This window comes from Streptococcus gallinaceus (assembly GCF_024170225.1).
Taxonomy (GTDB): domain Bacteria; phylum Bacillota; class Bacilli; order Lactobacillales; family Streptococcaceae; genus Streptococcus; species Streptococcus gallinaceus.
In genome coordinates, this window is sequence record NZ_JALJXU010000011.1 from 1 (window position 1) to 20,530 (window position 20,530).

Annotated in this window: 35 protein-coding genes and 1 pseudogene; all 36 read right to left on the bottom strand. The window is 40.3% G+C overall.

Translation table 11 applies throughout. The annotated features are described in order from the left end of the window. Positions 1 to 94: pseudogene (locus J2T50_RS10025) on the bottom strand (ATP-dependent metallopeptidase FtsH/Yme1/Tma family protein); the annotation flags it as partial. 186 nt (positions 95 to 280) lie between these two features. Beyond that, complete coding sequence (gene rplQ / locus J2T50_RS10030; protein ID WP_222348914.1) at positions 281 to 667, bottom strand: 50S ribosomal protein L17; 387 nt, start codon at positions 665 to 667, stop codon at positions 281 to 283. A 14-nt stretch (positions 668 to 681) separates the two neighbouring features. Further along, complete coding sequence (locus J2T50_RS10035; RefSeq protein ID WP_253366260.1) at positions 682 to 1,620, bottom strand: DNA-directed RNA polymerase subunit alpha; 939 nt, start codon at positions 1,618 to 1,620, stop codon at positions 682 to 684. Between the two features lie 44 nt (positions 1,621 to 1,664). Then, the gene (rpsK, locus tag J2T50_RS10040) at positions 1,665 to 2,048 is read right to left on the bottom strand and encodes a 30S ribosomal protein S11 (protein WP_018166218.1); all 384 of its coding nucleotides are present in this window, start codon (positions 2,046 to 2,048) and stop codon (positions 1,665 to 1,667) included. Positions 2,049 to 2,065: 17 nt separating this feature from the next. Next, entirely contained in the window at positions 2,066 to 2,431 is a 366-nt protein-coding gene (rpsM, locus tag J2T50_RS10045; protein WP_049617497.1) for a 30S ribosomal protein S13, read from the bottom strand. 17 nt (positions 2,432 to 2,448) lie between these two features. Further along, complete coding sequence (gene rpmJ / locus J2T50_RS10050; RefSeq protein WP_001808836.1) at positions 2,449 to 2,565, bottom strand: 50S ribosomal protein L36; 117 nt, start codon at positions 2,563 to 2,565, stop codon at positions 2,449 to 2,451. Between the two features lie 23 nt (positions 2,566 to 2,588). Beyond that, the gene (gene infA / locus J2T50_RS10055; protein WP_002936627.1) at positions 2,589 to 2,807 is read right to left on the bottom strand and encodes a translation initiation factor IF-1; all 219 of its coding nucleotides are present in this window, start codon (positions 2,805 to 2,807) and stop codon (positions 2,589 to 2,591) included. Between the two features lie 119 nt (positions 2,808 to 2,926). Next, the gene (locus J2T50_RS10060; RefSeq protein ID WP_253366262.1) at positions 2,927 to 3,568 is read right to left on the bottom strand and encodes an adenylate kinase; all 642 of its coding nucleotides are present in this window, start codon (positions 3,566 to 3,568) and stop codon (positions 2,927 to 2,929) included. A 98-nt stretch (positions 3,569 to 3,666) separates the two neighbouring features. Further along, positions 3,667 to 4,977, bottom strand: a complete 1,311-nt coding sequence (gene secY / locus J2T50_RS10065) for a preprotein translocase subunit SecY (RefSeq protein ID WP_253366264.1) — start codon at positions 4,975 to 4,977, stop codon at positions 3,667 to 3,669. A gap of 13 nt (positions 4,978 to 4,990) precedes the next feature. Beyond that, positions 4,991 to 5,431 carry a 50S ribosomal protein L15 gene (gene rplO, locus J2T50_RS10070; protein ID WP_253366266.1) on the bottom strand — a complete coding sequence of 147 codons (441 nt, stop codon included), beginning with the start codon at positions 5,429 to 5,431 and terminating at the stop codon, positions 4,991 to 4,993. A 137-nt stretch (positions 5,432 to 5,568) separates the two neighbouring features. After that, positions 5,569 to 5,751, bottom strand: coding sequence for a 50S ribosomal protein L30 (gene rpmD / locus J2T50_RS10075; RefSeq protein ID WP_222348920.1), 183 nt, complete (start codon positions 5,749 to 5,751; stop codon positions 5,569 to 5,571). 13 nt (positions 5,752 to 5,764) lie between these two features. Then, positions 5,765 to 6,259, bottom strand: coding sequence for a 30S ribosomal protein S5 (gene rpsE, locus J2T50_RS10080; protein ID WP_253366268.1), 495 nt, complete (start codon positions 6,257 to 6,259; stop codon positions 5,765 to 5,767). 18 nt (positions 6,260 to 6,277) lie between these two features. After that, positions 6,278 to 6,634 (bottom strand): 50S ribosomal protein L18, encoded by a 357-nt coding sequence (gene rplR, locus J2T50_RS10085; protein WP_222348921.1) that lies wholly within the window; start codon positions 6,632 to 6,634, stop codon positions 6,278 to 6,280. A gap of 94 nt (positions 6,635 to 6,728) precedes the next feature. After that, positions 6,729 to 7,265 (bottom strand): 50S ribosomal protein L6, encoded by a 537-nt coding sequence (gene rplF / locus J2T50_RS10090; RefSeq protein WP_253366270.1) that lies wholly within the window; start codon positions 7,263 to 7,265, stop codon positions 6,729 to 6,731. A 77-nt stretch (positions 7,266 to 7,342) separates the two neighbouring features. Continuing rightward, positions 7,343 to 7,741 (bottom strand): 30S ribosomal protein S8, encoded by a 399-nt coding sequence (rpsH, locus tag J2T50_RS10095; RefSeq protein WP_253366272.1) that lies wholly within the window; start codon positions 7,739 to 7,741, stop codon positions 7,343 to 7,345. A gap of 229 nt (positions 7,742 to 7,970) precedes the next feature. Next, positions 7,971 to 8,156, bottom strand: coding sequence for a type Z 30S ribosomal protein S14 (locus J2T50_RS10100; protein ID WP_002936651.1), 186 nt, complete (start codon positions 8,154 to 8,156; stop codon positions 7,971 to 7,973). Positions 8,157 to 8,170: 14 nt separating this feature from the next. Continuing rightward, complete coding sequence (gene rplE / locus J2T50_RS10105; RefSeq protein ID WP_222348924.1) at positions 8,171 to 8,713, bottom strand: 50S ribosomal protein L5; 543 nt, start codon at positions 8,711 to 8,713, stop codon at positions 8,171 to 8,173. Between the two features lie 23 nt (positions 8,714 to 8,736). Further along, complete coding sequence (gene rplX, locus J2T50_RS10110) at positions 8,737 to 9,042, bottom strand: 50S ribosomal protein L24 (protein WP_253366274.1); 306 nt, start codon at positions 9,040 to 9,042, stop codon at positions 8,737 to 8,739. A gap of 75 nt (positions 9,043 to 9,117) precedes the next feature. Continuing rightward, a complete protein-coding gene (gene rplN / locus J2T50_RS10115) occupies positions 9,118 to 9,486 on the bottom strand; it encodes a 50S ribosomal protein L14 (RefSeq protein WP_004195497.1) in 369 nt (122 codons plus the stop codon). A gap of 24 nt (positions 9,487 to 9,510) precedes the next feature. Beyond that, positions 9,511 to 9,771 (bottom strand): 30S ribosomal protein S17, encoded by a 261-nt coding sequence (gene rpsQ, locus J2T50_RS10120; RefSeq protein WP_000440801.1) that lies wholly within the window; start codon positions 9,769 to 9,771, stop codon positions 9,511 to 9,513. A gap of 23 nt (positions 9,772 to 9,794) precedes the next feature. Then, entirely contained in the window at positions 9,795 to 10,001 is a 207-nt protein-coding gene (rpmC, locus tag J2T50_RS10125) for a 50S ribosomal protein L29 (RefSeq protein WP_253366276.1), read from the bottom strand. A gap of 9 nt (positions 10,002 to 10,010) precedes the next feature. After that, a complete protein-coding gene (rplP, locus tag J2T50_RS10130; RefSeq protein ID WP_049617483.1) occupies positions 10,011 to 10,424 on the bottom strand; it encodes a 50S ribosomal protein L16 in 414 nt (137 codons plus the stop codon). A 3-nt stretch (positions 10,425 to 10,427) separates the two neighbouring features. Continuing rightward, on the bottom strand, positions 10,428 to 11,081 hold the full coding sequence (rpsC, locus tag J2T50_RS10135) for a 30S ribosomal protein S3 (protein WP_253366281.1): 654 nt from the start codon (positions 11,079 to 11,081) through the stop codon (positions 10,428 to 10,430). A 12-nt stretch (positions 11,082 to 11,093) separates the two neighbouring features. Next, complete coding sequence (gene rplV / locus J2T50_RS10140; protein WP_222348928.1) at positions 11,094 to 11,438, bottom strand: 50S ribosomal protein L22; 345 nt, start codon at positions 11,436 to 11,438, stop codon at positions 11,094 to 11,096. A gap of 15 nt (positions 11,439 to 11,453) precedes the next feature. Then, entirely contained in the window at positions 11,454 to 11,735 is a 282-nt protein-coding gene (gene rpsS / locus J2T50_RS10145) for a 30S ribosomal protein S19 (protein ID WP_000533766.1), read from the bottom strand. Positions 11,736 to 11,826: 91 nt separating this feature from the next. After that, positions 11,827 to 12,660 (bottom strand): 50S ribosomal protein L2, encoded by an 834-nt coding sequence (rplB, locus tag J2T50_RS10150; RefSeq protein WP_253366283.1) that lies wholly within the window; start codon positions 12,658 to 12,660, stop codon positions 11,827 to 11,829. Between the two features lie 17 nt (positions 12,661 to 12,677). Next, positions 12,678 to 12,974 (bottom strand): 50S ribosomal protein L23, encoded by a 297-nt coding sequence (locus J2T50_RS10155; RefSeq protein ID WP_253366285.1) that lies wholly within the window; start codon positions 12,972 to 12,974, stop codon positions 12,678 to 12,680. Continuing rightward, the gene (gene rplD, locus J2T50_RS10160; protein WP_253366293.1) at positions 12,974 to 13,597 is read right to left on the bottom strand and encodes a 50S ribosomal protein L4; all 624 of its coding nucleotides are present in this window, start codon (positions 13,595 to 13,597) and stop codon (positions 12,974 to 12,976) included. The genes J2T50_RS10155 and rplD overlap by 1 nt, the downstream gene beginning before the upstream one ends. A 24-nt stretch (positions 13,598 to 13,621) precedes the next feature. After that, positions 13,622 to 14,248: a 50S ribosomal protein L3 gene (rplC, locus tag J2T50_RS10165; RefSeq protein ID WP_222348931.1), complete on the bottom strand. Its 627-nt coding sequence runs from the start codon at positions 14,246 to 14,248 to the stop codon at positions 13,622 to 13,624. Positions 14,249 to 14,323: 75 nt separating this feature from the next. Then, on the bottom strand, positions 14,324 to 14,632 hold the full coding sequence (rpsJ, locus tag J2T50_RS10170; protein WP_067087606.1) for a 30S ribosomal protein S10: 309 nt from the start codon (positions 14,630 to 14,632) through the stop codon (positions 14,324 to 14,326). A gap of 315 nt (positions 14,633 to 14,947) precedes the next feature. Beyond that, on the bottom strand, positions 14,948 to 15,514 hold the full coding sequence (locus J2T50_RS10175; RefSeq protein WP_253366295.1) for a nucleotidyltransferase family protein: 567 nt from the start codon (positions 15,512 to 15,514) through the stop codon (positions 14,948 to 14,950). Positions 15,515 to 15,518: 4 nt separating this feature from the next. Next, entirely contained in the window at positions 15,519 to 16,517 is a 999-nt protein-coding gene (ruvB, locus tag J2T50_RS10180; RefSeq protein ID WP_253366297.1) for a Holliday junction branch migration DNA helicase RuvB, read from the bottom strand. A gap of 251 nt (positions 16,518 to 16,768) precedes the next feature. Continuing rightward, positions 16,769 to 17,668, bottom strand: coding sequence for a helix-turn-helix domain-containing protein (locus J2T50_RS10185; protein ID WP_253366299.1), 900 nt, complete (start codon positions 17,666 to 17,668; stop codon positions 16,769 to 16,771). Positions 17,669 to 17,832: 164 nt separating this feature from the next. Further along, positions 17,833 to 19,128, bottom strand: coding sequence for an adenylosuccinate lyase (purB, locus tag J2T50_RS10190; RefSeq protein WP_253366301.1), 1,296 nt, complete (start codon positions 19,126 to 19,128; stop codon positions 17,833 to 17,835). A 3-nt stretch (positions 19,129 to 19,131) separates the two neighbouring features. Beyond that, on the bottom strand, positions 19,132 to 19,686 hold the full coding sequence (locus J2T50_RS10195; protein ID WP_253366303.1) for a hypothetical protein: 555 nt from the start codon (positions 19,684 to 19,686) through the stop codon (positions 19,132 to 19,134). After that, a complete protein-coding gene (locus J2T50_RS10200) occupies positions 19,646 to 20,341 on the bottom strand; it encodes a DUF6731 family protein (protein WP_253366305.1) in 696 nt (231 codons plus the stop codon). Before J2T50_RS10200 ends, J2T50_RS10195 begins: the two co-directional genes overlap by 41 nt. Positions 20,342 to 20,530 lie beyond the last annotated feature (189 nt).

Sequence of the window (20,530 nt, forward strand, 5' to 3'; positions counted from 1 at the left end):
ACTTAATTTGCACGCTATCCAGCGTTTCATGCTCTAACAACGCCTCTGCTATCAATTTATGCACCTCGCGATGCTCTTGGATGATCGAGGCTGCTCAGCGCCGTATACAAATACAAAAACGCCCGCTTATGAAATGATTTAGAACTAAGTCATTTCATAAACAAGCGTTCGATATTCAATTTCTGATGAGTGTTACCGCTGAGATAATCTCAGCGGTAGACCAGAGCTAGACTAAGGATTCAATATCCCATCATCATAACACTCAACAAAATTGATGATCTTATACAAGTTCGATAATTGCCATTGGTGCTGCGTCACCACGACGTGGTTCTGTTTTAAGAATACGTGTGTAACCACCATTGCGTTCTGCATAACGAGGAGCAATTTCAGAGAACAATTTTTGAAGAGCTGTAGTAGAAGTATACTTATCTGTTGCTTCATCATAGTTTTCTGCTGCAATTTCGTTACGAACAAATGCTGCTGCTTGACGACGAGCGTGCAAATCGCCACGTTTACCAAGAGTAATCATTTTTTCAACTGTTTTACGGATTTCTTTCGCACGAGCTTCAGTTGTAACGATTGATTCATTGATTAAAAGGTCAGTCGTCAAATCGCGCAACATTGCTTTACGTTGTGAGCTAGTACGTCCTAATTTACGGTATGCCATTTTTTCCTCCTATATTATTTATCTTTTTTCAATCCTAGACCAAGGTCAGCCAATTTAACTTTGACTTCTTCAAGACTCTTACGGCCAAGATTGCGCACTTTCATCATTTCAGGTTCAGATTTTTCTGTTAAATCAAATACAGTGTTAATTCCTGCACGTTTCAAACAGTTATATGAACGCACTGACAAGTCAAGTTCTTCAATTGTACGGTCAAGCATACGATCATCTGAAGCCACTTCTGCTTCCTTCATCACTTCGGCTGACTTGGCAACTTCAGTTAAATCAGTAAACAATCCTAAGTGTTCCATCAAAATACGTGCTGACAGTCCCAATGCGTCTTCAGGAATTGTCGTTCCGTTTGTCATGATTTCAAGCGTTAATTTGTCAAAACCATCATTGCTACCAACGCGAGCTGGTTCAACTTGGTAATTTACTTTGACAACAGGCGTATAGATTGAATCTACCGCAAGTGTACCTACTGGTGCATCATCTTTTTTGTTACCCTCTGCTGGGATATAGCCACGTCCAGTATTGACAGTCATAACTGCCTTGAAAGTAGCGCCTGCAGCGATGGTGAAAAGATAATGATCAGGATTTACAATTTCAATATCACTATCTGTCAAGATGTCGCCTGCAGTAATTTCTGCTGGACCTACAACATCAAGTTCAATTGTCTTTTCGTCTTCGACATAAGATTTTACAGCAATGCCTTTGATGTTCAAAATAATTTGCATAACATCTTCGCGAACACCTGGAACTGTGTCGAATTCGTGGAGTACACCATCAATTTTAATTGATGTCACTGCAGCACCTGGAAGTGATGCAAGAAGTACACGACGAAGTGAGTTACCAAGAGTTGTTCCATAACCACGTTCTAGTGGCTCGATAACAAATCTGCCGTAATCTTTATTTTCATCAATTTTTGTTATAGTTGGTTTTTCAAACTCAATCATTTCTTACTCCCTCTTAAACGAAAAGCTGTGTATCGTTTGTATGATTATACACGGCGACGTTTTGGAGGACGAGCACCATTGTGTGGTACAGGAGTCACATCACGAATTGCAGTAACTTCAAGACCAGCGGCAGCAAGAGCACGAATAGCAGACTCACGACCTGAACCTGGACCTTTAACTGTAACTTCAACTGTTTTAAGACCGTGTTCTTGTGCAGATTTAGCAGCTGCTTCTGAAGCCATTTGGGCTGCGAATGGTGTAGATTTACGAGAACCTTTGAAACCAAGAGCACCAGCTGATGACCAAGCAAGAGCGTTACCATGCACATCAGTAATCATAACAATAGTGTTGTTAAATGTAGCGTGAATATGTGCAATACCAGATTCGATATTTTTCTTCACACGACGTTTACGTGTTGGTTTAGCCAATTTTTTTACCTCCTATTTTATTTTTTCTTACCTGCAATCGCAACAGCTTTACCTTTACGAGTGCGAGCGTTATTTTTAGTGTTTTGTCCACGGACAGGAAGTCCACGACGGTGACGGATACCACGGTATGAACCGATTTCCATCAAACGTTTGATGTTCAAGTTTACTTCGCGACGAAGGTCACCTTCAACTTTAATTGCATCAACTTCACGACGGATAGCGTCTTCTTGATCAGAAGTCAAGTCTTTTACACGGATATCTTCAGAAATTCCTGCAGCAGCAAGGATCTTTTTAGATGTTGTGAGACCGATTCCGTACACGTATGTCAATGAAATTACAACACGTTTGTCGTTTGGAATGTCAACTCCAGCAATACGAGCCATTTTTTCTCCTTTCTATCTTAACCTTGACGTTGTTTGTGTTTTGGATTTGCTGGGCAAATTACCATAACACGACCATTACGACGAATAACTTTGCAGTATTCGCAAATTGGTTTGACCGATGGTCTTACTTTCATTTTTATCCCTCCAAGTATTTCGACTATTTAAAGCGGTATGTGATACGTCCACGTGTCAAATCATATGGGCTAAGCTCGACAGTTACACGATCTCCGACCAAAATACGGATGTAGTTTTTACGGATTTTCCCTGAAACAGTTGCCAAGACTTGGTGTCCATTCTCCAACTCAACAGTAAACATAGCATTCGGCATTGTATCAACTACCTTGCCTTCAATTTCAATCACATCTTCTTTTGCCATGCAAAAGTTTCCCCCTCTAAATTTCGATTTGATGCCCTCTGCGCACAGAGGTAACAATTATAAGTCAGACTGGCTCATTTTATCATTTTTATCTAAAAAAAGCAAGTCATATTCATCAATTATTGTAATTTTGATAAAACAGCATCAATTGCTTCAAATACAACATCGATATCTTGATTGCCTTCAATATCATGAACAAGTCCTTGTGCACGATAGTGGTCGATAATTGGTTGTCCTTGAGCAATATTTACTTCCAAACGACGTTTTACTGATTCTGGTTTGTCATCTTCACGTTGGTAGTAATCTGCTTCGTTGTAACCTTCAGGTGGTAGGTTAAAGACTTTATGGAAAGTTTCACCCGTTTCACGGTGGATAATCCGTCCGCTAAGGCGCTCTACCAAAATACTTGGGTCAATTTCAATATTGATCACACCTTGAAGATCTATACCTAACTCTTTCAAGTTTTCATCCAAAGCATGTGCTTGCTCAATTGTGCGTGGGTAGCCATCTAGCAAAAAACCTTTTTCTTGAATATCATCTTGAGTCAAGCGTTCTTTCACGATACCGTTTGTTACTTCGTCAGGAACCAAGTCACCTTTATCGATATATGATTTTGCCAATAAACCCATTTCAGTTTGGTTAGCCATCGCAGCGCGGAACATATCTCCTGTTGAAATATGAGCTACGCCAAATTTTTCAACAATTTTTGCTGCCTGTGTCCCTTTACCAGCACCTGGCAACCCCATAATCAAAAGATTCATTTCGAACTCCTTTTATTGTGTGAATAGCTTTACGCTATTTTCTAATGTTAATTGACCTATCAAAACAAAATAGAAGGTTGACAATGTCAACCTATATACTATTCTGTGATTTCCATAAATCCAACGTATTTTCTCTTCAATAGGTAACCTTCCAACTGCTTGATACCTTCGATACTTGTCATGATCACGATGATCAAACTTGTACCCAAGAAAGCAATATTAGAAGAAAGTCCCAAAAGGTTTTGTGCCAAAATTGGTAACAAGGCCACAATACCAAGGAAAAGAGAACCTACAGTTGCTAAACGTTTCAACAATTTTGAAAAGTATTGCTCTGTGCCATTACCTGGACGAACTCCGTGGATGTAAGCACCACTCTTTTGCAAACTTTCAGCAGTTTTTTCTGGATTTACCTGAACAAAACTGTAGAAGAATGTAAAGATGATAATCAAAACTGCATAGACAAGCATTCCTTTAACTGTAGTGTAATCAAAGTAGCTTTGCAAGTTTTGAAGAAGTGAGCTTGTGCGGTTTTGACTTGTCAAAAATTGTAAAATTGAAGTCGGAATGGCTGTGATAGAACCTGCAAAGATGACAGGGATAACACCAGCTGGATTCAGCTTCAATGGCAAGTATGAGCTCGAAGGAGCACCTTGCGCACGTTTTGTGTACTGGATTGGAATTTTGTACTCCGCTTGTTGTACGTAGGTTGTAAAATAAACAATGGCTAAAATAGCAACTACCAATACGGCTACAAAGATAGCCGATTCTGTTAAGCGACTAGAGTCGATATTCACAAAACGATCTTCGTAAATTTCTTTGATAGTAGCTGGAAGGGATGAAATGATACCGGCAAAGATAATCATTGATGTTCCATTTCCGTAACCCTTGTCTGTAATTTGTTCACCGAACCAAGTAACAATCATTGAACCAGTTGTTAAGATACTACCGATAATGATGTAAGTTTTCCAGTTGAGAGGCATGGTTGTCAGTTGAGCACCCGCGAGAGCATTCAAACCTGCTGTAATACCGACTGATTGAACAAATGCAAGAACAAGTGAAATATAGCGTGTTGCTTGATTTAATTTCCGACGACCAACTTCACCTTGTTTTCCCCATTCAACAAACTTTGGAACGATGTCCATTTGTAACAGTTGAACGATGATGGATGCAGTGATATAAGGACTAACACCCAAGGCAAAAACGGAAAAGTTCTTCATCGCATTCCCTGAAACCAAACTCAACATGTTTAAGAATGGCAAGTTTGACACCGCCTCTAAACTCTTTGCGTTGATTCCTGGTACTGTGATGTGTGTTCCTACGCGAAAAACAAATAAGATAAAAATTGTAAACAAAATTTTATTGCGAACATTTTTTACCTTGAACGCTTCTTTTAATAGTTTAAAAAACATAGTTGGTCACCCCTTAGATGACTTCTACTGAGCCACCTTTTGAAGTGATTGCTTCTTCAGCTGATTTAGAGAATTTAGCAGCTTTCACTGTCAATTTCTTAGTCAATTCGCCGTTACCAAGAACTTTAACTCCTGATTTTTCAGCTTTGACAATACCAGCTTCGATAAGTACAACTGGTGTTATCTCTGTACCATCTTCGAAAACATTCAATTGATCAAGGTTCACAATTGCATACTCTTTAGCGTTGATGTTTGTGAAACCACGTTTTGGAAGACGACGGAACAATGGAGTTTGTCCACCTTCAAAACCAAGACGCACGCCACCACCGCTACGAGCTTTTTGACCTTTTTGACCGCGGCCAGAAGTTTTACCGTTACCCGATGATGTACCACGACCTACACGGTTGCGAACTTTACGTGAACCTGTTGCAGGCTGTAATTCATGAAGTTTCATTATTTAATTTCTCCTTATTTGTAAAATGCTAGCGCCTTTATGAGAAAAAGGACTTCCCACAAAAACTCGCCTATACTAAATTAACTTTAAGCCGCACAGAAACCCGTACGACTCAAGTTCTTATTCTGTTTGAAGTCTTATTTAACTTCTTCTACAGTTACCAAGTGAGATACGGCGTTAACCATACCACGGATAGCTGCATTGTCTTCTTTAACGACTGAGCTATTCAATTTGCCAAGACCAAGCGCCACAACAGTTTTACGTTGTGATGGAATACGGCCGATTGGAGACTTCGTCAAAGTAATTTTAATTTGAGCCATGAGTTCCCCTTTCTTATGCCAAATCTGAAACTGAGATTCCGCGAAGTGCAGCAACCTCTTCAGCACGTTTCAATTGTTTCAAACCTTCAACTGTTGCACGAACGATGTTGATTGGAGTGTTTGAGCCAAGTGATTTAGATGTTACATCTGCAATACCTGCCAATTCGATTACGGCACGTGTTGCACCACCAGCAGCAACCCCAGCACCTTCTACAGCTGGTTTCAACAATACTTTAGCACCACCAAATTCTGAACGAACTTCGTGAGGGATTGTTGTACCAACCATTGGTACTTCGATCATGTTTTTCTTAGCAGCTTCAACTGCTTTACGGATAGCTTCAGGTACTTCTTGAGCTTTACCAGTACCGAAACCTACACGTCCGTTACGGTCTCCAACAACCACAAGAGCTGCAAAACGAAGACGACGTCCACCTTTAACAACTTTTGTAACACGGTTGATGGCTACTACGCGTTCTTCAATTTCAACTGCGTTATCTTTAAATGCCATTTCTTAGTGTCCTCCCTATTAGAATTTCAATCCGTTTTCACGAGCTGCGTCAGCCAAAGCCTTCACACGTCCGTGATAGAGATATCCACCGCGGTCAAAGACCACTTCAGAAATACCTTTCGCAGCTGCACGTTCAGCAACGAGTTTACCTACAACAACGGCTTGTTCTGTCTTAGTTCCTTTTGAAACTTCTTTATCAAGAGTAGAAGCGCTTGCGAGCGTTACACCCGCTACGTCATCAATCACTTGAGCGTAGATGCCTGTATTAGAACGGAAAATGTTCAAACGTGGGCGAGCAGCAGTTCCAGAGATTTTACCGCGAACACGACGGTGGCGTTTTTGGCGGATTTTGTTTTTATCTGGTTTTGAAATCACAATTTTCACCTCTTTATTATTGATTTCGCCTCAAACGAGGCTAGTTTCGGAAAATAAAGTTCCGAGAAAGATATACATCTTCCTCAAGAAACTATTATTTACCAGTTTTACCTTCTTTACGGCGAACGAATTCACCAACGTAACGAATACCTTTACCTTTATATGGCTCAGGAGCGCGAAGGCTACGGATGTAAGCTGCTGTTTGACCAACAACTTCTTTGTTGATACCAGACACAATGATTTGTGTTGGTGTTGGAACTTCAAATGTGATACCTTCTGGTGCAATCACTTCGTCTGGATGTGATTTCCCAACTGCAAGTGTCAATTTGTTACCAGCCAATTGTGCACGGTAACCGACACCACGCATTTCAAGTTCTTTTTTGAAGCCTTCAGAAACACCAACAACCATGTTGTTGAGATTAGCACGGCTAGTACCGTGGATAGTCTTCATTTCTTTTGAATCATTTGGACGGTGAAGTGTTACTTCTGTACCTTCTACTTTGATTTCAATTGTTGTAGGGAATTCACGAGTCAATTCACCTTTAGGTCCTTTTACAGTTACCACGCCGTTGTTTTGAGCAAGCTCAACACCAGCAGGCAATGTAATCACTTTATTACCAATACGTGACATGTTATTTTTCTCCTGTTAAATTATCAGGCCATATGGCCAGTTTTCACGGGGCAGAAATTTAGTCTAAAACGACTAAATTACCATACATACGCAAGGATTTCTCCACCAACGTTCTTTTGACGAGCTTGTTTGTCTGTCAAAAGACCTTCTGATGTAGAAATGATTGCAATTCCAAGTCCGTTAAGAACTTTAGGAACATCTTCACGTTTTGAGTAAACACGAAGACCTGGTTTTGAGATACGTTTCAAGTTTGTGATAACTTTTTCACCGTTTGGTCCGTATTTCAAGAATACACGGATGATGCCTTGTTTGTCATCTTCGATGAATTCAACGTTTTTTACAAAACCTTCGTTTTTAAGGATTGTAGCAATCCCTTTTTTAATGTTTGATGCAGGTACTTCAAGCACTTCGTGTTTTGCTTGGTTAGCATTACGAATGCGTGTCAAAAAGTCTGCAATTGGGTCAGTCATAACCATTTTATTTTCTCCTCTTACTAGCAGTTTGAAAGAATCACTTGCTAGTTAATGATGTCCATTTGGACAGGCTCAGCAAAGCTGATTTAGATGTACGCTCATTCACAGAACAAGCCGATTCGAACACGGGCTAAACACTGGACAAAAAAGATAAACTCTCCTAGAAACCAAAGTCTCGTCGTCTAGTTTCCTATTTTTGCTGTGCGTTTTTAACGCCCTTTGTATCATCTTCTTACCAAGAAGCTTTTGTAACGCCTGGAATTTGTCCAAGGTAAGCCAAGTCGCGGAAGCATACACGGCAAAGTTTGAATTTGCGGTAAACTGAATGTGGACGTCCACATTTTTCACAACGAGTGTAGGCTTGAGTTGAGAACTTAGCTGGGCGTTTGTTCTTAGCGATCATTGATTTTTTAGCCATTTATTCTCTCCCTATTATTTCGCAAACGGCATACCAAGGCCTGTGAGCAATGCACGTGATTCTTCGTCAGTGTTAGCAGTTGTAACGATGACGATATCCATACCACGAGTTTTATCAACGTCATCGAAGTTGATTTCTGGGAAGATCAATTGTTCTTTCACACCAAGTGTGTAGTTTCCGCGTCCATCAAACGATTTTGTTGGAACACCGTGGAAGTCACGTACACGTGGAAGTGATACTGAAACCAACTTGTCCAAGAATTCATACATGCGTTCGCCACGAAGAGTCACTTTCGCACCGATAGCAACCCCTTCACGAAGACGGAAGCCGGCGATTGATTTCTTAGCTTTTGTGATAAGTGGTTTTTGACCTGAAATAAGTGCCAATTCTTCAGCAGCTTTTTCAAGGTTTTTAGCGTTAGAAACAGCGTCACCAACACCCATGTTCAAAACGATCTTATCAACTTTTGGCACAGCCATAACTGATGAATAGTTAAATTGCTCAGTCAAAGCAGGAACAACTTCATTAAGATATTTTTCTTTTAAACGATTTGCCATTATACTTCTCCTTTCCTTCGTGATTAATCAAGCACTTCGCCTGATTTTTTGTTGTAACGAACTTTTTTGCCGTCAACAACTTTGTAACCAACGCGTCCAGCTACACCGTTTTTGTCCAAAACTTGAACGTTTGATGCATGGATTGGAGCTTCGATTTCAACGATTGCACCTTGAGGGTTTTCGTTGTTTGGTTTTTGATGTTTTTTGACAATGTTAACACCTTCAACAACAACTTTGTTTACTTTTGGAAGTGCTGTTACAACAAGGGCTTCAACACCTTTGTCTTTACCAGCGATAACGCGAACTTTGTCGCCTCTTTTTACAAACATTTGGTTTCTCCTGTGAATTTCTTACGCCCTAATGGGCACCCTGCAGAACTGCAGGGGACTTAGTTTGTTTTTAGATTAAAGTACTTCTGGTGCCAATGAAACGATTTTCATGAAACCGCCGTCACGCAATTCGCGTGCCACTGGGCCAAAGATACGAGTTCCGCGAGGAGTTTTGTCTTCACGGATGATAACAGCAGCATTTTCGTCGAATTTGATGTATGAACCATCAGCACGACGAGCACCTGTTTTAGTACGAACGATAACAGCTTTTACAACGTCACCTTTTTTAACCGCACCACCAGGAGTAGCTTGTTTTACTGAAGCAACGATAATGTCGCCAATGTTTGCAAATTTACGTCCTGAACCACCAAGAACTTTGATAGTCAAGATTTCGCGTGCGCCACTGTTGTCAGCAACTTTTAAACGAGTTTCTGTTTGAATCATATTCGTTTTCTCCTTTCAGTTTGATTAAATGATAACTGCTTCTTCTACAACTTCTACAAGACGGAAACGTTTTGTAGCTGAAAGCGGACGAGTTTCCATGATACGAACGATATCGCCTTCTTTAGCAACATTGTTTTCATCATGAGCTTTGTATTTTTTAGAGTAGTTAATACGCTTACCATAGACTGGGTGGTTACGTTTAGTTTCAACTACAACTGTGATGGTTTTGTCCATTTTGTCAGACACAACACGTCCAACAAGGACTTTACGATTATTGCGTTCCATTGAAATTCTCCTTTCCCAATCTATTATTTCATTTCAGATTGCACTGTTTTGATACGTGCAATTTGTTTTTTAACTTCGTTCAAACGAGCAGTTTGCTCAAGTTGACCTGCAGCAGCTTGGAAACGGAGCTCAAAGAGTTCTTTCTTCAACTCGTTTTCGCGTTTTGCAAGTTCTTCTTGAGAAAGTCCACGAAGTTCTTTAACAAATTCTTTTACTTCATTAAGTTTCATGCCTTCTCCTTATTCTGCTTCACGTTTTACGAATTTCACTTTAACTGGTAATTTGTGGCCAGCAAGACGGAATGCTTCGCGAGCGATTTCTTCTGAAACGCCTGCAACTTCAAACATTACTTTGCCACGTTTAACTGGAGCTACCCAACCTTCAGGAGCACCTTTACCAGAACCCATACGAACCCCGATAGCTTTAGCAGTGTATGATTTGTGAGGGAAGATTTTGATCCAAACTTTACCACCACGTTTCATATAACGAGTCATCGCGATACGAGCAGCTTCGATTTGACGGTTTGTAATCCATGAGCTAGTTGTAGCTTGAAGGCCGTATTCACCAAATGCTACTTCTTTACCACCTTTAGCTTCACCGCGCATTTTTCCACGGAATTCACGACGGTGTTTAACACGTTTAGGTACTAACATTGGTTATTTACCTCCTTGAGTGTTTTTACGAGCTGGAAGAACTTCACCACGGTAAATCCATACTTTAACACCAAGTTTACCGTAAGTTGTAAGAGCTTCTTCCCATGCGTAGTCGATATCAGCACGAAGTGTGTGAAGAGGAACAGTACCCTCTGAGTAGCCTTCTGCACGGGCAATATCAGCACCGTTCAAACGACCAGAAACTTGTGTTTTGATACCTTTAGCACCAGCGCGCATTGCACGTTGGATAGCTTGTTTTTGTGCACGACGGAAAGCAACACGTTGCTCCAATTGACGAGCAATACCTTCACCAACAAGGTGAGCGTCCAAATCTGGTGATTTGATTTCAACGATGTTGATGTGTACTTGTTTACCAGTCAATTTGTTCAATTGTGCACGAAGTGCGTCAACATTGCTACCTGATTTACCAATAACCATACCTGGTTTAGCAGTGTGGATTGATACGATAACTTTGTTTACTGCACGTTCAATTTCAATAGTTGAAACTGATGCATCAGCCAATTCTTTTTTGATAAAGTTGCGGATTGAAAGATCTTCATGAAGGTAATCCGCGTATTCTTTTTCAGCATACCATTTAGCATCCCAGTCACGGATGATGCCGACACGCATACCAATTGGATGTACTTTTTGTCCCACGTTTTTACCTCCTTATTTTTCTGCCACAACTACAGTGATATGAGCTGTGCGTTTGTTGATTGGTGAAGCAGAACCTTTCGCACGTGGACGGAAACGTTTAAGAGTTGGTCCTTCGTTTGCGAATGCTTCGCTTACTACCAAGTTAGCTTTTTCCAAACCAAAGTTGTTTTCAGCGTTAGCGATAGCTGAGTTCAAAACTCCTTCAATCACTGTTGCAGCTTTGTTTGGTGTGAATTTTAAGATTGCAATTGCATCGGCTACGCTTTTGCCGCGGATGTTATCCAAGACAAGACGTGATTTACGAGGTGAAACACGTACTGTGCGAGCAGTTGCTTTAGCTGAAGTAATTTCTGCCATTGTGTTTTCCTCCTATTATTTTCTACGTGTTTTCTTGTCGTCAGCAGCGTGACCTTTGTAAGTACGAGTTGGTGCAAATTCACCAAGTTTGTGACCTACCATGTCTTCTTGGATGTAAACAGGTACATGTTTACGTCCATCGTATACTGCGATTGTATATCCGATAAAGCTTGGGAAAATCGTTGAACGACGTGACCAAGTTTTAATTACTTTTTTCTTTTCGTCATTTGCTTGAGCTTCAACTTTTTTCATCAAATGCTCATCGACGAAAGGTCCTTTTTTAAGACTACGTCCCATTATGTAGTTTTCTCCTTTAAATAATGTACCACAGCGGCTTGTGCGCTTACGCGCACTACCGAGCTGGCGGATAAATCAACTAGCTAGTTGATTATTTTTGGTTGCGACGACGAACGATAAGTTTGTCAGATTTCGCTTTCTTGTTACGAGTTTTAAGACCAAGCGCAGGTTTACCCCATGGAGTAGATGGCGCTTTACGTCCAACCGGTGCTTTACCTTCACCACCACCGTGTGGGTGATCGTTAGGGTTCATTACAGAACCACGAACTGTTGGGCGGATACCTTTCCAACGGCTACGTCCTGCTTTACCAATGTTAACAAGTGATTGTTGTTCGTTACCTACAGTACCAACAGTAGCACGGCAAGTGCCCAAGATCATACGAACTTCGCCAGATTGAAGACGAACAAGAACGTATTTACCTTCTGCTCCAAGTACTTGTGCAGATGCACCAGCAGCACGGACCAACTCACCACCGTGACCTGGTTTCAACTCGATGTTGTGTACAACTGTACCGACTGGAATGTTTGCAAGTGGAAGTGCGTTACCAACTTTGATATCCGCATCTGGACCAGAAACGATACGTTGACCTACTTCAAGACCTTTTGGTGCAATGATGTAAGCTTTCACACCGTCAGTGTAGTGTACAAGTGCGATGTTTGCAGTACGGTTTGGATCGTACTCGATAGTTTTAACAACTGCTTCAACGCCAGCTTTGTTACGTTTGAAGTCAATCAAACGGTAGTGACGTTTGTGACCGCCACCTTGGTGACGAACAGTGATGCGACCGTTGTTGTTACGACCAGCTTTGCTCTTAAGAGAAACAAGCAATGATTTTTCTGGAGTGCTTGTAGTGATTTCAGCGAAATCCAAAGAAGTCATGTTACGACGGCCATTTGTCGTTGGTTTATAAACTTTAATACCCACGTTATTTCCTCCTTAGATTATTCAGCTTCAGTTGCAAACAACTCGATTGCTCTTGAATCAGCTGTAAGAGTGATGATAGCTTTTTTCACTTTGTTTGTGCGACCTACATAACGACCTACGCGTTTTGTTTTAGGTTTTACGTTGATTGTGTTAACGTTAGCAACTTTAACACCTTCAAACGCAGCTTCAACAGCTTGTTTGATCAACAATTTGTGTGCACGAGTGTCAACTTCAAATACATATTTACCTGCTTCAAGTTGGCCCATTGAGCTTTCTGTGATGACAGGTTTTTTGATAACATCATACAAATTCATTATGCAAGAACCTCCTCGATTTTAGAGATAGCTGCTTGAGTCACAAGAAGTTTGTCACTGTTTGCGATGTCAAGAACACTTGCAGTTGTTGCAGTTGCAACTTTCACGTTTGGAATGTTGCGAGCTGAGAGAGCTGCGAATTCGTTTCCTTCTTCAAGAATAACAAGGACTTTTGAATCAATGCTCAAAGCTGCAAGAACTTTTGCAAATTCAGCAGTTTTTGGAGCTGCAAATGTAAGTGAGTCAACAGCTACAAATTTGTTTTCAGCAACTTTTTCTGAATAAACAGATTTAAGTGCCAAGCGACGAACTTTTTGTGGAAGTTTGTACGCGTATGAACGTGGAGTTGGTCCGAAGACTACGCCACCGCCACGCCATTGTGGTGAACGGATAGAACCTTGACGAGCGCGTCCAGTTCCTTTTTGACGCCATGGTTTGCGTCCGCCACCGCGAACTGCTGAACGGTTTTTAACTGCGTGAGTACCTTGACGAAGGCTAGCACGTTGGCTGATGATGACATCAAACACAACTGATTGATTTGGTTCGATACCAAATACTGCATCGTTCAATACAACTTCACCAGCTTGTTTACCAGTTTGGTCAAATAATGTTACGTTTGCCATTTCGACTGATTTCCCCTTTCCTTATTATTTACCAGCTTTAACTGCTGATTTGATAGTGATAAGAGATTTCTTAGCACCTGGTACGTTACCTTTGATAAGGATAACGTTCTTTTCTGGAACAACTTGTACAATTTCAAGGTTTTGAATTGTCACACGGTTTCCACCCATACGGCCTGCAAGGTTTTTACCTTTGAAGACACGGTTTGGCGCAACAGGTCCCATTGAACCTGGACGACGGTGGTAACGTGAACCGTGAGCCATAGGACCACGTGATTGACCATGGCGTTTGATAACACCTTGGAAACCTTTACCTTTTGATGTACCAGTTACATCAACAACATCGCCGGCTGCGAATGTTTCAACTGTGATTTCAGCACCAACTTCTAAGCCTTCAATGTTTTTGAATTCACGAATGAAGCGCTTAGGAGCTGTGTTAGCTTTTGCTACATGGCCTTTGGCAGGTTTGTTGCTCAATACTTCGCGTTTGTCATCAAAACCAACTTGAACAGCTGCATAGCCGTCAGTTTCAACAGTTTTCACTTGAAGAACTACGTTTGGAGTAGCTTCGATGACAGTTACAGGGATAAATTCACCTGATTCAGTGAAGATTTGAGTCATTCCCACTTTTTTCCCTAAGATTCCTTTTGTCATGAGAAAATGTTTCCTTTTCTTTATTTTTCTTAAAAAGTTTTTAACGAGCGTTTTTTATGCTCAAGTGAAATCAGATTAAAGTTTGATTTCTACGTTCACACCTGATGGCAAGTCAAGTTTCATCAACGCATCAACTGTTTTTTGAGTTGGGTTAACGATGTCGATCAAGCGTTTGTGTGTACGCATTTCGAATTGTTCGCGAGAATCTTTATATTTGTGAGTCGCGCGGATGATTGTGTAGAGGCTACGTTCAGTTGGAAGCGGAACTGGACCAGCTACGCTAGCGCCTGTACGAGTTGCAGTTTCTACGATTTTTGCAGCTGCTGTGTCAAGAGTACGGTGTTCGTACGCTTTCAAGCGGATGCGGATTTTTTTGTTTGCCATCTTTGTCTCCTTTTCGTCTATTTACGATAATAGGCTAGCTCCACAAGAAAACCGACAGGTGATTGCGTGGCAATGCAACCGAGCGTGTCGCAACCTCTTGCATCAAAGCTAAACTGTGATTTTCACAGCACCATAGTAGTATATCAAAACTCTATTCGCTTTGCAAGAATTTTGTGCACTTATTTAAAAAATAAAACAGGAACCATTTCTGTATCAAAAAATCGGACCTGTTTGTTTACTATTAATAGAAGAAGGTTTTTCAATTGATGGAAAGTCAGCTTGAAGTTGTTATACGAAAAAAGACTAGAGTTGCCTCTAGTCTGCTACAGGAATAGTTGTAATCTGTAAATTTGGCCATTTTTCTAACCAATTTTTCTTTTGCAGGCGTGTGTGGTAAAGTTGACGACGTGCCTCATCTTGAAGGAAATGAGGCGTTGGCTCAATGCGAAACGCTCGAATAACTTCCAGTCCGTAAGGGGCAAACACTTCTATCGTCTCATCTTCCATCAGTCGAACACCACTTGCGGTACAAGTTTCGGGATATTTTGACATAGCATCTTTAGAATTGATGTAGGGGGCTGTTCTAGGATTATGGATGTGCATGTAGACTTGTTTTTTTAATTCCCAACGATACTGCGGATAGACTTGTAGCAATTGCTTTTCCAACTGACAAGTCTCCTCATAAGAAACGTCTGGATCATAAAAAATAATATCTACATCTGTCTCTGGATCAAAGCCTGGTTGCCCAGAAGAACGATTCCAGATAAAATTACGCACACTACCTGCACACAGCCAACTATCTTTGAGTTCAAGTTCCTTGATGATGTGCAGAATCTTCCATATATCTGAATCCTGCTGCAATTCTTTTTTGAGAGTTTCCATGTTTTTATTTCCCGTGGTAGGGATAACCCAGATGGTCATAGGCTTTGGCCGTTGCCACGCGCCCCGTTCTCGTTCGCATAATAAAACCTTTTTGAATAAGATAAGGCTCATACATGTCTTCAACCGTATCACGATCCTCAGCAATATTGACCGAAAGAGTTCCCAGACCCACAGGTCCGCCATTATACATTTCAATCATGGTGCGAAGGATTTTCTGATCCACATAGTCCAAACCTTCTCGGTCTACATCCAGCATGGTCAAGGCCTTGTCCGTAATGGCATCATCAATCAGCCCATCTCCCATAATTTGAGCAAAATCGCGCACGCGTTTGAGTAGACGATTAGCAATACGAGGTGTTCCACGACTCCGACGAGCCAGCTCAATTGCCGCTTCATGGGTAATTTCCATTTCAAAAATTTCTGCCGTCCGTTCGACAATCTCTGTCAAATCATCCAGCTCGTAGTATTCCATGTGACCTGTGATTCCAAAACGTGCTCGAAGTGGATTGGACAACATCCCTGCACGGGTGGTGGCACCAATCAGAGTAAAAGGCGGTAAGTCCAAATGCACGGCACGGCTGGCTTCTCCAGCACCAATCATGATGTCAATATAGAAATCCTCCATAGCACTGTAGAGAATTTCCTCAACCGCCATCGGCATACGGTGAATTTCATCGATGAAAAGAACATCTCCCGGCTCCAAGTCATTGAGAATCGCTACTAAATCGCCTGCTTTTTCAATCACCGGACCGGAAGTCTGCTTGATATTAACGCCCAGCTCATTCGCAATGACAAAAGCCATAGTCGTCTTTCCCAAGCCAGGAGGTCCAAACAAAAGGGCATGATCCAAAGCCTCGTCCCGCAGCTTAGCCGCTTCAATAAAAATCTTCAGCTGATCCTTGACCTTGTCCTGACCGATATATTCGTCTAATTTTTGGGGGCGCAGCGTCCGTTCAACTTGCTCCTCATCCCCCATTTGCTCTGTATCAAAAATTCTAGTCATAAAAGTATTATAGCATAAAAAGAAGCTATTGATAAGCGCTAAAAGAGCGAAACACGACTCGTTTCGCCCTCCAGATCAATATTTCCACCATTCCCAGTCTGATAAAGTTTCTACTGTGTTTACTACAAATGGTAATGCAAGAAAGAATAAGTATTTCAACTTAAAAAGTTTGTTCATATTAGTTATCTCCTAAATATTTTTTACATTGTTTATTTTAAGAGATTCTAATCTATTTTAACATGTCACATATGTCATGTTCCCTGCGTATCTTTTTTCCATTCCTGCATTAACTGTTTCTCTAAGTAACTATCTCCAGTCATTTGCGCAAATGCAATAGCCTTCAAATAACATTCCTCTGCATTTTTCTTATCATTTAAAAGATAGAGTTTGTATTTCCATTGCAATAGCTGTTGTACCGGAAGACGCTTGAAATCATGAACTTTCTCTATTGTATCTGAAATGACTTGCAAAACTTTTTCCACTTTCGAAATATTTTTTTCTTTAAAATAAATAGAAAACAAATCCATACAAATAGAATTGATGATAAACAATTCTTCTGTATCGTACCTATGGTAGTGTTTCATCAGCAAAGAAAATATTTTATGAATGAATAGTTCGTCATAATACTCAGAAGACGCATTAGCACACAACAAATAGAGCTTGATTAAAATCAAATCATTCATCTGATAGCTATGTTTAAGCTTCAGCTGCTCTAAAGATTCTTCAAGTAAACCTGCCCCAAAGTCAACTTTTCGTGTACTAAAAGTATCCAAAATTGTTCTCAAACTATCAACTGTTAGCTTTTCATCTTCTGGTAAGCGGTCATAGTAATCACTATAAATTTCATCAAATTGCTCTTCTCGTTCTTGAATTTTTTCATCATCTGTATAAACTGGAGTGCGTAATATCTGATATTTTAACTCTTTATATTTCTTAGGAAGTTCTAAGGACGTTTCGTCAATAAAAAAACTGACAGACTCTCCAAATTGTTGTGCAATATATCGCATTCTCTCCAGAGTGGGTATACACTCACCCGCCTCGATCCTAGCAAATTGTCTCACAGAAAGGACTGACTGATCTCCACAAAAGCCTTCTCGCGTTATGCCTTTTTCTTCTCTCAACCGACGAATTTTTACTCCTAACTCTTTCATATCCTTCTCTCCTAGTGCTTATTCGTGTATTATATCACAAATATATGTTTTTTATTATATTTTATTTGTTTTTATAATTTAAAATTCGGATTTCACCCAAAAGTTGCTCTGTTTTCGTGGTGTTGATTATAAAAAAAGATTGAAGAATAATTCTTCAATCTTTTTTAATCCAAACCCAATCGAGCAAAAATGTCATCTACACGTTTTGTATAGTAGATTGGGTTGAAGAGCTCGTCTATTTCCTCTTGTGTGAGGCGGGATGTGACTTCTTCGTCAGCTTCGAGGAGCGGTTTAAAGTCTACTTGGTTATCCCATGAGTAGGCTGTTTTTGGTTGAACCAAGTCGTAGGCTTGTTCGCGGGTCATACCTTTTTCAATCAAGGTAAGCATCACGCGTTGGCTGTAGATAAGTCCAAAGGTTGAATTCATGTTTCGGAGCATATTGTCAGGGAAGACCGTCAAATTCTTGACAATATTACCAAAGCGGTTGAGCATGTAGTTGATGAGGATAGTCGTGTCAGGCGTGATGATGCGCTCAGCTGATGAGTGCGAAATATCGCGTTCGTGCCAAAGGGCTACGTTTTCATAAGCCGTCACCATGTGACCACGGATAACACGCGCTAGCCCAGTCATGTTTTCAGAACCGATTGGGTTGCGTTTGTGAGGCATAGCAGAGCTACCCTTTTGACCTTTGGCGAAGAATTCTTCAACTTCGCGCTGTTCTGATTTTTGTAGACCACGGATTTCGGTTGCCATGCGTTCAATAGATGTTGCGATGCTAGCAAGCACTGCAAAGTATTCGGCATGCAAATCACGTGGCAAGACTTGGGTTGAAATTTCTTGTGGGCGGATGCCTAATTTGCCACAAACATATTCTTCCACAAATGATGGAATGTTGGCAAAGTTACCAACTGCACCAGAGATTTTCCCTGCTTCCACACCAGCGGCAGCATGTTCAAAACGCTCAATATTGCGCTTCATTTCGCTGTACCAAGTGGCAAGTTTAAGACCAAAAGTTGTTGGCTCAGCATGAACACCGTGGGTACGACCCATCATGATAGTCATCTTGTGCTCACGAGCTTTATCAGCCACGATATTAGTGAAGTTTTCAAGGTCACGACGGATAATGTCGTTGGCCTGCTTGTAGAGATAACCGTAGGCAGTGTCCACCACGTCAGTAGAGGTCAAGCCATAGTGAACCCACTTGCGCTCTTCACCGAGAGTCTCAGAAACCGCACGGGTGAAAGCCACCACATCGTGACGCGTTTCTTTTTCAATTTCAAGAATGCGGTCAATATCAAAGTCCGCATTGGCACGAATCTTCGCCACATCCTCCTTAGGAATTTCACCCAACTCAGCCCAAGCCTCGTCAGCCAAAATCTCCACTTCCAACCAAGCACGGTACTTGTTTTCTTCACTCCAAATGTTCGCCATCTCAGGGCGTGTGTAACGTTCTAGCATTTTTTACTCCTTATTAAAATATTTTTCTTTAAATTCTTTGGATTTAGATTCATCCATCTTTTGTATCTCAGGGAACTCTTTTGATGATAATAAAGAAATGTTCAGCAAATACAACACCGTCCTAAAGGATGATATTAAGGCCGAACATACAACAAATAGCCACAAGTAAAAAATAAAATTATATTTTTGCAAATCATAATTTCTATTAAAAAATTCAATAACTATTGTTGAAAATAGTGACAAAAAGCTCAAAATTAAAGTTTCTTTACAAAAATAGAGTAATTGTTTTTCCGCTTCATATTCCCTTATCCTCTTTATGACTTCAGAACCAGATATTGAGGGTAAAATACCAAATAAAGCTATTAGAACACCAATTACGACCGCAAATACATTTATTATATTAGAAAATAAATTATCTAGTCCTTTTGAATTTGCATTAATTAAATTTAATTTATAAGATACTCCAGCCAATAATGCCGATATAATAAACGGAAAACAGCCGTACAAATTTAAAATATCAGCAATTTGACTTTTTAAATTCCGTTTTCCTTTTCTCATAAATTTCCATCATTTTATTTTTTACTACATCATATTTAATTGGATTTTTTCTCTCTTGAGTTATTTTTATTTCATCCTGTATCACATTCCCGAACAAACTTACAAACTCTGAAACTCCCTCATTTCTTATTGTAAAATCCGCCCGCTCAACATTATCTTTTAAACTTTCATTCAACAACAATATATCATCTAGTAAATCTTTTTTCTCAGAATCATTAAGTAATTTTGATTTATACCGTCCCACTGACAATGTAATATCATAATATGGGATACCTATATCACCCATTGAATCTATCGCCTGTCCCAACTTTGATTTTAATTTCGAAAACCAGTTCAAACGCTGCAACGCATCCACATCATTCATTCTCAATCGGATTTTTGCGACTTGTTGGGCTTTAGTAACTTTATCAACAGCAACAGAATCAATTTTTCGATCCAAACGAATTTTACTATCCTCGAATGTTTTGTAGAAATATTGTTCAATACCTACGGCACTTACACTATGTGAATTTTTTTGAACCATCAAAATATACTTTTCTGGATCATATAAACATACCATAGGCTCCGCCACATATTCATCATCCTTAAGCGATAACTCTGCCGCCTCTGATTCTTTTGTACAAAGTAGGGGTATATCTTTATCTCTAATACGCAAGAATTGAAAAAATATAGTCCACTTTGTTGATTGAATTCTATATTTTCTACTCGAATATAATCATCTAAATATTCGACAGCATTCTGAACATAATTTTCGACATCAATATATCCAATCCACCTTTCCAAACCAAAGGGAACTTTTTGGTTATGAATATATTCAAAGACATCAAAATACTCACATTTAAAT